Source organism: Pseudomonas sp. HMWF021 (assembly GCF_003061005.1).
Classification (GTDB): Bacteria; Pseudomonadota; Gammaproteobacteria; order Pseudomonadales; family Pseudomonadaceae; genus Aquipseudomonas.
Genome location: NZ_QAIK01000098.1, coordinates 1 through 10,756, shown reverse-complemented (window position 1 = coordinate 10,756; position 10,756 = coordinate 1). Strand labels below are relative to the sequence as shown.

6 protein-coding genes, 4 tRNA genes and 1 pseudogene are annotated in these 10,756 nt (G+C 56.2%); 1 reads left to right on the top strand and 10 read right to left on the bottom strand.

Annotated features, from left to right (window positions below; genetic code table 11):
• Positions 1–708: 708 nt before the first annotated feature.
• The 10 genes from DBR18_RS13285 to DBR18_RS13240 form a co-directional block, all read right to left on the bottom strand.
• The gene (locus DBR18_RS13285) at positions 709–2,580 is read right to left on the bottom strand and encodes a SurA N-terminal domain-containing protein (protein ID WP_108590653.1); all 1,872 of its coding nucleotides are present in this window, start codon (positions 2,578–2,580) and stop codon (positions 709–711) included.
• A gap of 236 nt (positions 2,581–2,816) precedes the next feature.
• Entirely contained in the window at positions 2,817–3,089 is a 273-nt protein-coding gene (locus DBR18_RS13280; protein ID WP_008077714.1) for an HU family DNA-binding protein, read from the bottom strand.
• 148 nt (positions 3,090–3,237) lie between these two features.
• Positions 3,238–5,634 (bottom strand): endopeptidase La, encoded by a 2,397-nt coding sequence (gene lon, locus DBR18_RS13275; RefSeq protein ID WP_003223634.1) that lies wholly within the window; start codon positions 5,632–5,634, stop codon positions 3,238–3,240.
• A 163-nt stretch (positions 5,635–5,797) separates the two neighbouring features.
• Positions 5,798–7,081 (bottom strand): ATP-dependent Clp protease ATP-binding subunit ClpX, encoded by a 1,284-nt coding sequence (gene clpX / locus DBR18_RS13270; protein ID WP_003223632.1) that lies wholly within the window; start codon positions 7,079–7,081, stop codon positions 5,798–5,800.
• A 112-nt stretch (positions 7,082–7,193) separates the two neighbouring features.
• On the bottom strand, positions 7,194–7,829 hold the full coding sequence (clpP, locus tag DBR18_RS13265; protein ID WP_007951559.1) for an ATP-dependent Clp endopeptidase proteolytic subunit ClpP: 636 nt from the start codon (positions 7,827–7,829) through the stop codon (positions 7,194–7,196).
• A 92-nt stretch (positions 7,830–7,921) separates the two neighbouring features.
• Complete coding sequence (gene tig, locus DBR18_RS13260; protein WP_108590652.1) at positions 7,922–9,232, bottom strand: trigger factor; 1,311 nt, start codon at positions 9,230–9,232, stop codon at positions 7,922–7,924.
• A 397-nt stretch (positions 9,233–9,629) separates the two neighbouring features.
• Positions 9,630–9,705, bottom strand: a tRNA-His gene (locus DBR18_RS13255).
• A 76-nt stretch (positions 9,706–9,781) separates the two neighbouring features.
• Positions 9,782–9,866, bottom strand: a tRNA-Leu gene (locus tag DBR18_RS13250).
• Between the two features lie 58 nt (positions 9,867–9,924).
• Positions 9,925–10,000: transfer RNA gene (locus DBR18_RS13245), tRNA-His, on the bottom strand.
• A 32-nt stretch (positions 10,001–10,032) separates the two neighbouring features.
• Positions 10,033–10,109: transfer RNA gene (locus DBR18_RS13240), tRNA-Arg, on the bottom strand.
• A gap of 275 nt (positions 10,110–10,384) precedes the next feature.
• Here DBR18_RS13240 and DBR18_RS13235 point away from each other — a divergent pair.
• Positions 10,385–10,756: pseudogene (locus tag DBR18_RS13235) on the top strand (tetrahydrofolate dehydrogenase/cyclohydrolase catalytic domain-containing protein); the annotation flags it as partial.

Here is a 10,756-nt window from a genome sequence, read left to right as displayed (position 1 = left end):
GTGGATTGTTGTGGGGTTGCTGGTTTTGACTTTGTATGCGGCGCTCAGGGCGCGGGGGCATGGGTTTGCGGGGGTGAGGTGATGGGTTTGTCTGTCGCGGATTGGGCGACTGATCGACCGTCTTCGCGAGCAGGCTCGCTCCTACAGGGATTGAGTGTGGGCAATCAGAGATGGGGCGGCTGGCAGGCCGCCATCGCTGGCAAGCCAGCTCCCACAAGATCAAGATCAAGATCAAGATCAAGATCAAGATCAAGATCAAAAGATCGCAGCCTTCGGCAGCTCCTACACAGGCCGAGTGTCAGCTCGCCGAAAGCTCTTGATCTTGCCGTGCCGGCCCCTTCGGCAGGCTGAGTGGAGGGATTTATCCGGGGGTGGGAGCGCAGCGACCGTTTGGCGAAGCCAAACACATCGAGAGGAGGTGCAGCGAAGCAAACCGGAGGCGATGCCCCCGGATGAATCCCGTAACGAAGGAACCCGAGCCTAGGCGAGGGCCGTACGCCGGGGCCCAGCGTTTTGGTTACTTTTGGGCGTCTGCAAAAGTGACTCGCTGTAAGAGCGAAACCGCCAGCCGCAGCACCCGAAGCAACGGATATGCCCCCCATCCACCCAAAGCATGGTCGGCCCCAAGGCCGCCAAGCCCCATAAACCAAGCCAAAAAAAAGCCCCGACCATAAGATCGGGGCTTTCCTGTTACCACTCAGCCAACCATCAATACCGCTTGATGTCCGCCTGGCTTTCCAACTGCTTGCGGAATGCCGCGAAATCCTGCTGACCCTCACGCGAAGCAAGGAAGCGACGGTACTGCGCCTTCTCTTCATCAGTCGGCGCTACGGCTTCATTCACACCGTCCAAACGCACAATCATCAGACTACCGTCCTGCAAGGTCACGCTGCTGAACGTCGGCTTGCCCTTCGCCGCCGGTTTCGGCATACGGAACAACGCCTGCAGCACAGTCGGGTCGATCCCTTCCTGAGCGCGAGTCGCCGCAGTGACAACCTTCCAGTTCTGACCATCAACCGCCTTGTCCAGCGGTGTCTTGCCATCACGCAGACTGGCGATCAACTGGTCAGCCTTGGTCTTGGCAGCAGCGCTGGCATGCTCTTTGGTCAACTGCGCACGAATCGCCGTGTTGACGGCTTCCAGTGGCAGTTGCTCAGGCTTCAGGTGTTCCTTGGCGCGCAGCACGACCACGGTTTCCGGATCCAGCTCGATGCCGGTGCTGTTGGCGTTTTCTTCCAGTACTTCCTGGCTGAACGCGGCGGTCACCACAGCACGGTTGGCCGCAATGCCTTCACCACCTTCACGGCCGAACGGCTTGGAAGTGTGTACGGTCAGCTTCAGATCCGCAGCAGGCTGAGCCAGGTCAGATGCTTCGAACGCCGAGTCTTCCAGTTGCTTGGTCGCCTCAACGAAGCGCTGTTCGACCTGTTGGGTCTTCAGCTCGCGGGTCAGCTTGTCTTTCAGGCTGGCCAGGGTCGGAACTTCCGGCGCTTCAACACCCAGCAGCTTGATCAGGTGGTAGCCGAAATCGGTACGCACCGGCTCGGACACCTGATCCTTGTTCAGCGAGTACAGGGCTTTCTCGAAGGCTGGGTCATAGACGCCAGGACCGGCGAAACCGAGGTCACCGCCATTGTTGGCCGAACCCGGATCCTGCGAGAACTCCTTGGCCAGCGCTTCGAATTTCTCGCCCTTGGCCAGACGCGCCTGGACTTCTTCGATCCTGGCCTTGGCCTGAGCGTCGGTGGTCTTGTCGTTCACTTCGATCAGGATGTGCGCAGCGCGACGCTGTTCCGACAGGTTGGCGATCTCTTTCTGATACGCCGCCTGCAAGTCTTCGTCCTTGACGGCGACCTGGTCGAAGAACGAAGACTTCTTCAGCTCGACATAATCGACAACCACTTGCTCAGGTGTCATGAACTCCTTGGCGTGCTCGTCGTAGTAAGCCTTGACCTCATCGTCGGTCAGTTTCACCGCGGCCGGATCGGCCTTGACGTTCAGGGAAGCGAAATCGCGAGTCTGTTTTTCCAGACGGGCGAATGCCAGCACCTCGGCGTCGGTGACGAAGCCGCTACCGGCAACACCGGCGCGCAACTGACCGATCAACATTTCCTGAGCCAGCATCTGGCGGAATTGCATACGGGTGTAGCCCAGTTGACGGATCACCTGGTCGAAGCGCTCGGAGCTGAACTTGCCGTCCACCTGGAATTCAGGGGTCTGCAGGATCACCTGATCCAGTGCACCTTCGGAGAAAGCGAATTTCGATTGTTCTGCGCCTTGCAGCAGCAGCTTGCGATCGATCAGACCCTTGAGGGCCGATTCGCGGAGCATTTTTTCGTCAAGCAAGGAAGCATCGAAGTCCTTGCCCAACTGTTGCATCAGCTGACGGCGTTGCATGTCAACGGCCTGGCTCAGCTCGTTCTGGCTGATTTCTTCACCATTGACCTTGGCCGCATCGTTGGTGTGCGTCGTGGCTTTGAAAATGGCGTCGAAACCGGTCAGAGCCATCAGTGCAACGATGACCCCGATAATGGTCTTGGCAATCCAGCCTTGTGAATTGTCCCTGATATTCTGCAGCATGCGTCCCCCAGAAACGGTTGAACTTCAAAAATTTGGCAACCGTGGAGCGTGGGTAGAATCCGGATAGAAGAAAGGCGCATCCGAGGATGCGCCTTCTCGTAACTGGCGGAGCGGACAGGGCTCGAACCCTCGATCCCGGCGTTACAGGTCACTGCTTTAACGACCTGCTCTACCGCTCCGCTGCCAAGTCAGGCATGACCCCGACCCGGATGGGTAAAAACCTGAAACAAACTAACTTAGTTAACAGCTTCTTTCAGTGCTTTACCGGCTTTGAAACCTGGCTTTTTAGCAGCAGCGATTTGCAGCGTCTTGCCGGTCTGTGGGTTACGACCAACGCGAGCTGGACGATCAGTCACGGAGAAAGTGCCGAAACCAACCAGAACAACGGAGTCGCCGGCCTTCAGAGCGCCAGTGACGGATTCGATTACAGCGTCCAGCGCACGGCCAGCAGCAGCTTTCGGGATATCAGCGGATGCAGCGATAGCATCAATCAGTTCCGACTTGTTCACTCTAAGTCCCCTTATATCTATTTTGAGATGATTCTAAGTTTTTTGGTGAAAGCAAAAACGAGTGCTGAATGGCCTACAGACACTTAAGAGCCGCTTTATAACAAGGGCTCTAAAAAGCTGTCAAGGAAGCCCCCCAGGCAAAAACGTATTAATGCGTGCTAATTCTTTCCTTTGAATCAGACTCACGTTTTTCGTCCTTGGAAACTATCTCCGGAGCCACATCCGGCAAGGGCTCCGGCGCGTATTGCAGCGCAATTTGCAGGACCTCGTCAATCCATTTAACCGGTTTAATCTGCAGATCCTGCTTGATATTGTCAGGAATCTCCTTCAGATCGCGCACGTTCTCTTCCGGAATAATCACGATCTTGATTCCGCCGCGGTGAGCAGCGAGCAGTTTTTCCTTCAGGCCACCAATTGCCAGCACCTGGCCACGCAGAGTGATTTCACCGGTCATGGCGACATCGGCGCGCACCGGGATCCCGGTCAATGCCGAAACCAGTGCCGTGCACATGCCCACACCGGCGCTAGGACCGTCTTTCGGGGTCGCCCCTTCCGGCATGTGAATGTGGGTGTCGCGCTTCTCGTGGAAGTCCAGAGGAATGCCCAGGCTCTTGGCACGGCTGCGGACGACAGTCAGCGCGGCAGTGATCGATTCGACCATTACATCGCCCAGCGAACCGGTCTTGATCAACTGACCTTTACCCGGCACCACAGCCGCTTCGATGGTCAGCAATTCACCGCCCACCTGCGTCCATGCCAAGCCAGTCACCTGACCGATCTGATCTTGCTGTTCGGCCAGACCGTAGCGGAACTTGCGCACACCGAGGAAGTGCTCCAGCAGATCAGCTGTCACTTTTACCGAGAAGCGTTTTTCCAGCGCATGCTCTTTCACAGCCTTGCGGCAGACCTTCGCGATCTGACGTTCGAGGCCACGCACACCGGCTTCACGGGTGTAGTAACGGATGATGTCGCGGATCGCTTCCTCGTCGAATTCCAGTTCGCCCTTCTTCAGACCGTTGGCAGCAATCTGTTTTGGCGAGAGGTATTTGACGGCGATGTTGATCTTTTCGTCTTCGGTGTAGCCCGGCAGGCGAATGACTTCCATCCGGTCCAGCAGTGCCGGCGGGATGTTCATCGAGTTCGAGGTGCACAGGAACATCACATCGGACAGATCGTAATCGACTTCCAGGTAGTGATCGTTGAAGTTGTGGTTCTGCTCAGGATCGAGCACTTCCAGCAACGCCGACGCCGGATCGCCACGCATGTCGCTGCCCATCTTGTCGATTTCATCAAGCAGGAACAGCGGGTTACGTACGCCCACTTTTGTCATCTTTTGAATCAATCTTCCCGGCATCGAACCGATGTAGGTCCGGCGATGACCACGAATTTCCGCTTCATCACGCACGCCACCCAGGGCCATACGCACGAATTTACGGTTGGTGGCATGGGCAATCGACTCCGCCAGCGAGGTTTTACCCACGCCAGGAGGACCCACCAGGCACAACACCGGGCCACGGATCTTCTTCACGCGCTTCTGCACGGCGAGGTACTCAAGGATGCGTTCCTTGACCTCTTCGAGACCGTAGTGATCGGCATCGAGAATGTCTTCAGCACGCGCCAGGTCGAGGCGCACCTTGCTCTGCGCCTTCCACGGCACCTGCACCAGCCAGTCGATGTAGGAGCGCACCACGGTGGCTTCAGCGGACATCGGCGACATTTGCTTGAGCTTGTTCAGCTCGGCGGTAGCCTTGGCCAAGGCATCTTTCGGCAGACCGGCAGCATCGATGCGCTTTTTCAGCTCTTCGATTTCGTTGTGACCTTCGTCACCATCGCCCAGCTCTTTCTGAATGGCCTTCATCTGCTCATTCAGGTAGTACTCGCGCTGGCTGCGCTCCATTTGCTTTTTGACGCGGCCACGAATGCGTTTTTCGACTTGCAGCAGATCGATTTCGGCATCCAGCAAGGCGAGCACGTGCTCGACACGGGCCGACAAATCGATGATTTCGAGGATTTCCTGCTTCTGCTCGATTTTCAGCGCCATGTGCGCGGCCATGGTGTCGACCAGACGGCCAGGCTCATCGATGCTGTTGAGCGACGACAGGACTTCAGCCGGGACTTTCTTGCCCAACTGCACATATTGTTCGAACTGCGACAGCAGGCTGCGCACGAAAACTTCCGATTCGCGCTCGGCGGCATCGACTTCGTCGATCAGCGAGACTTCGGCGCGGCAATGCCCGTCGACTTCGCTGAAGCGCTCTACAGCGCCACGCTGCTCACCTTCGACCAGAACCTTGACGGTGCCGTCCGGCAGCTTGAGCAGCTGCAACACAGTGGCGATAGTACCTACGCGATAGAGAGCGTCTTCACCGGGATCATCGTCAGCCGGGTTTCTCTGGGCCAGCAGCAGGATCTGCTTGTCACCCGTCATCGCTGCCTCGAGGGCTTCGATGGATTTCTCGCGCCCCACGAACAGCGGGATAACCATGTGCGGATAAACCACGACATCACGCAATGGCAGGAGAGGCAATTCGATGGTTGTCTTCATGATTTCGCCTCTACGGCGGCCATATGGCCGTAATCAGATGGAATTAAGCTTGAAACCAAGATGGGGGCTGCCTTGAAAAAAAACAAGCGCAAAGCGGATGTAAAAAACGACATAAAAAAAAAGAGGCCCGAAGGCCCCTTCTTTGTTCCGGCAGTGTGGACGCTTACGCGTCCGGCGCTGCCTTGGCCGTCGGCTCACTGTTTTCGTAGATATACAGTGGCTTGGACTTGCCTTCGATCACGCTTTCATCGATGACGACTTTGCTCACCTCGGACTGCGAGGGGATTTCGTACATCGTGTCGAGCAGCACACCTTCGAGAATCGAGCGCAGGCCACGGGCACCGGTTTTACGTTCCAGGGCACGCTTGGCGACCGATTTCAGTGCGTCGGTCCGGAACTCCAGATCCACGCCTTCCATCTCGAACAGCTTGGCATACTGTTTGGTCAGAGCATTTTTCGGCTCGGTGAGGATCTGCATCAGCGCAGCCTCGTCGAGCTCGTCCAGTGTCGCGAGGACCGGCAGACGACCAACGAACTCCGGGATCAGACCGAACTTGACCAGATCGTCAGGCTCGACTTCACGCAGGGATTCACCGACTTTCTTGCCTTCTTCCTTGCTGCGCACTTCTGCGTTGAAACCGATGCCGCCCTTGGTGGAACGGTTTTGAATAACCTTTTCCAGACCGGAGAACGCACCACCGCAGATGAACAGGATGTTACGGGTGTCGACCTGCAGGAACTCCTGCTGCGGATGCTTGCGGCCGCCTTGCGGCGGAACGGAAGCGACCGTGCCTTCGATCAACTTGAGCAAGGCCTGCTGCACGCCTTCACCGGAAACATCGCGGGTGATCGACGGGTTGTCGGACTTGCGGGAAATCTTGTCGATTTCGTCGATGTAGACAATGCCCATCTGGGCCTTTTCCACGTCGTAATCGCACTTTTGCAGCAGCTTCTGAATGATGTTCTCGACATCCTCACCCACGTAACCAGCCTCGGTGAGGGTGGTGGCGTCGGCAATGGTGAACGGAACGTTCAGCAGGCGGGCCAGAGTTTCAGCCAGCAGGGTTTTACCAGAGCCTGTCGGGCCGATCAGCAGGATGTTGCTCTTGCCGAGTTCGACGTCGTCAGCCTTTTTGTCACGCTGGTTCAGACGTTTGTAGTGGTTGTACACCGCTACGGCCAGAACCTTTTTCGCACGCTCCTGACCGATTACATACTGGTCAAGGATGCCGCTGATTTCTTTAGGCGAAGGCAATTTATGCGCGCTGCTTTCGGCCTGTGCTTCCTGCACCTCCTCGCGGATGATGTCATTGCACAGGTCGACGCACTCGTCGCAGATAAAGACCGAGGGGCCGGCAATCAATTTGCGCACTTCATGCTGGCTTTTGCCACAGAAGGAGCAATAGAGCAGCTTGCCGTTGTCCTCGCCGTTGCGGGTGTCAGTCATTCGTTCGATCCAAATCCGATAGGCTTGCAACACAAGATGAAGGCTATTGCGGGCTTTTTCAAGCCCGCTGGTGGTCGGACCTGCCGACCCACCTTATTTTGAGCTGCTTATTTTACGCAGGACGCTGGTTGATGACTTCGTCGATCAGACCGTATTCCTTCGCAGCTTCTGCACTCATGAAGTTGTCGCGGTTGGTGTCGCGCTCGATTTCTTCCAGCGTGCGGCCGCTGTGCTTGGCCATCAGCGTGTTGAGACGCTCACGGATGAACAGAATTTCCTTGGCATGGATTTCGATATCCGACGCCTGACCCTGGAAACCGCCCAGTGGCTGGTGAATCATCACACGCGAGTTCGGCAGGCAGAAACGCTTGCCGGGAGCACCGGCTGTCAGCAGGAATGCGCCCATGCTGCACGCCTGACCGATGCAGGTCGTCGATACGTTTGGCTTGATGAACTGCATGGTGTCGTAGATCGACATGCCCGCTGTCACCGAACCGCCCGGGGAGTTGATATAAAGATGGATGTCCTTGTCCGGGTTTTCCGCTTCAAGGAACAGCAATTGCGCACAGATCAGGTTGGCCATGTAGTCCTCTACAGGACCCACCAGAAAAATGACGCGCTCCTTCAGAAGGCGCGAGTAGATGTCATAGGCGCGCTCGCCACGAGCAGATTGCTCGACAACCATCGGGACCAGACCGCCAGCGGCCTGGATATCAGAGTTCTGCTGAATATACGAATTACGGAACATGCTCTGCAGTCACTCCCAAATAGTTATGTCTTGAATACGCATAAGCCAGCTCGAAGGCTGGCTTATGTGTGTACTTCTTAACGCAAAAACAATCAGTCGGCTTTTGGAGCTTCTACCGGCTTGACAGCTTCTTCGTAAGAGACCGATTTGTCGGTCACGCTAGCTTTCTGCAGAACAGTATCCACAACTTGTTCTTCCAGCACAACCGAACGGACTTCGTTCAGTTGCTGCTCGTTCTTGTAGTACCAGGACACGACCTGCTCAGGCTCTTGATAAGCCGAAGCCATTTCCTGAATCATTTCACGAACGCGGGCTTCGTCAGGCTTCAGGTCGAATTGCTTGACCACTTCAGCCACGATCAGACCCAGCACAACGCGGCGCTTGGCTTGCTCTTCGAACAGCTCGGCCGGCAGTTGGTCAGGCTTGATGTTGCCACCGAACTGTTGAACAGCCTGCACGCGCAGACGGTCAACTTCGTTGGACAGCAGAGCCTTTGGCACTTCGATCGGGTTGGTGGCCAGCAGACCGTCCATGACCTGATTCTTGACCTTGGACTTGATGGCCTGACGCAGTTCACGCTCCATGTTCTTGCGAACTTCGGTGCGGAAGCCTTCCAGACCGGTTTCCTTGATGCCGAATTGAGCGAAGAACTCTTCGTTCAGCTCAGGCAGTTTTGGCTCGGAAACGGTGTTTACAGTCACGGTGAACTCGGCGGTTTTGCCAGCCAGGTCCAGGTTCTGATAGTCCTCGGGGAAGGTCAGGTTCAGAACGCGCTCTTCGCCCGCTTTAGCGCCAACCAGGCCTTCTTCGAAGCCCGGGATCATACGGCCGGAACCCAGCACCAGCTGAGTGCCTTTGGCCGAGCCGCCAGCGAACACTTCGCCGTCAACCTTGCCAACGAAATCGATGTTCAGCTGGTCTTCGTTCTGGGCAGCGCGATCGGCCACTTCGAAACGGGTGTTCTGCTTGCGCAGGATGTCCAGCATTTTGTCCAGATCGGCGTCAGCCACGTCAGCGCTCAGGCGCTCGACGGTGATGCCGTCGAAACCGGCAACGGTGAACTCAGGGAACACTTCGAATACGGCAACGTATTCCAGGTCCTTGCCAGCTTCCAGCGACTTCGGCTCGATCGAAGGCGAACCGGCAGGATTCAGCTTCTGCTCAACCACAGCTTCGTAGAAGGAGGACTGGATGACATCACCAACAGCTTCCTGACGAGCGTCAGCACCGAAACGGCGCTTGATTTCGCTCATCGGCACTTTGCCTGGACGGAAGCCAGCAATCTTGGCCTTTTGGGCAGTCTGCTGCAGACGCTTGTTGACCTGGCTCTCAATGCGCTCAGCCGGCACGGTGACGCTCATGCGGCGCTCAAGAGCAGTAGTATTTTCAACAGAAACTTGCATGGATATTCCTCGTTGCACAGACGTTAGCCGGCCGTTTCCGACCCCAGAATCAAGGGCATGCATTCTAGTGGGTCAAACTCAAGAAGTCACCCTACTGGAAACGGGTAAAAAAACAGCAGGCCATTTATAGGTGTGAATGCATCAATGCACTCCACCCCGAAGACGAATAAAGACCATCACGCCAGGGCTCTGCTTCAACCGCTTCTATATATAGAAGAGACCGCGAGCCATCTCCCTGACGGCTGATCCTGTGAACATTGCCAGTGGTCGGCGCAACGACTGCAAGCCCACGAACACGACGAATGCCCTGCCCTTCGACCTGAAACCCGACGCAACAAACCACAAGCCGTAAAACAAAAAAGGCGCCAGACTGTTAAATCTGGCGCCTTCCGGAATATGGGGTGGACGATGGGGATCGAACCCACGACAACGGGAGTCACAATCCCGTGCTCTACCAACTGAGCTACGCCCACCATATTGCATTACAAAAAAGCCATTCAACTTCTTTGCAGAACTTCATCAGGCCTGCGGCATGAATGAAGCTTTAATTGGTGCGGATGAAGAGACTCGAACTCTTACGCCTCGCGGCGCTGGAACCTAAATCCAGTGTGTCTACCAATTCCACCACATCCGCAGATGAAGCTTTTTAAAGCAAAGGCGCCAGACTGTTACATCTGGCGCCTTTCGAAATATGGGGTGGACGATGGGGATCGAACCCACGACAACGGGAGTCACAATCCCGTGCTCTACCAACTGAGCTACGCCCACCATATCGCGCTACTTGTGCCAAAGCTGCCTAATGGCGCACCCGGCAGGACTCGAACCTGCGACCATCCGCTTAGAAGGCGGATGCTCTATCCAGCTGAGCTACGGGCGCCTTATTAATCTGTACCCTTGAAGGACTACAAACTAAATGCTTTCCAGCCTTGCAGAACGCTAATTCCGCTCGACCTTCTTAACCAGTGCTAGGCTGTGCCCGACAAGTGCGACGAATAGTATAGAGCGCTCCCAAGGTCGTCAAATCCTTTTTGAAAAAAATTCATTTAATTAAAGGAGTTAGGGGAATTTGCTGACCAAGCGCCTTTGCCCTCACCGCCTGACATGCGAGAATGCGTTCTCTTTTTTTCCCCTCTCGATGGTTAATCACGCGCAATGACTGCACAACTAATCGACGGCAAATCGATCGCCGCCAGCCTGCGCCAGCAGATCGCCCAACGAGTTGCCGAGCGTCGCCAGCAAGGCCTGCGCACTCCCGGCCTCGCGGTGATCCTGGTCGGCAGCGATCCTGCCTCTCAGGTTTATGTCTCGCACAAGCGTAAAGACTGTGAAGAGGTTGGCTTCCTCTCTCAAGCCTACGACCTGCCTTCCGAAACCACTCAAGAAGCGCTGACCGATCTGATCGATCGCCTCAACGACGACCCGGCCATCGACGGCGTGCTGCTGCAACTGCCGCTGCCCGACACCTGGACGCCTCCAAACTGCTGGAGCGCATTCGCCCGGACAAAGACGTCGACGGCTTCCATC

Coding starts and splice junctions, on each gene's coding strand:
- clpP (WP_007951559.1), bottom strand. CDS start 7,829: ATGTTCCGTAATTCGTATATTCAGCAGAACTCTGATATCCAGGCCGCT.
- DBR18_RS13285 (WP_108590653.1), bottom strand. CDS start 2,580: ATGCTGCAGAATATCAGGGACAATTCACAAGGCTGGATTGCCAAGACC.
- clpX (WP_003223632.1), bottom strand. CDS start 7,081: ATGACTGACACCCGCAACGGCGAGGACAACGGCAAGCTGCTCTATTGC.
- tig (WP_108590652.1), bottom strand. CDS start 9,232: ATGCAAGTTTCTGTTGAAAATACTACTGCTCTTGAGCGCCGCATGAGC.
- lon (WP_003223634.1), bottom strand. CDS start 5,634: ATGAAGACAACCATCGAATTGCCTCTCCTGCCATTGCGTGATGTCGTG.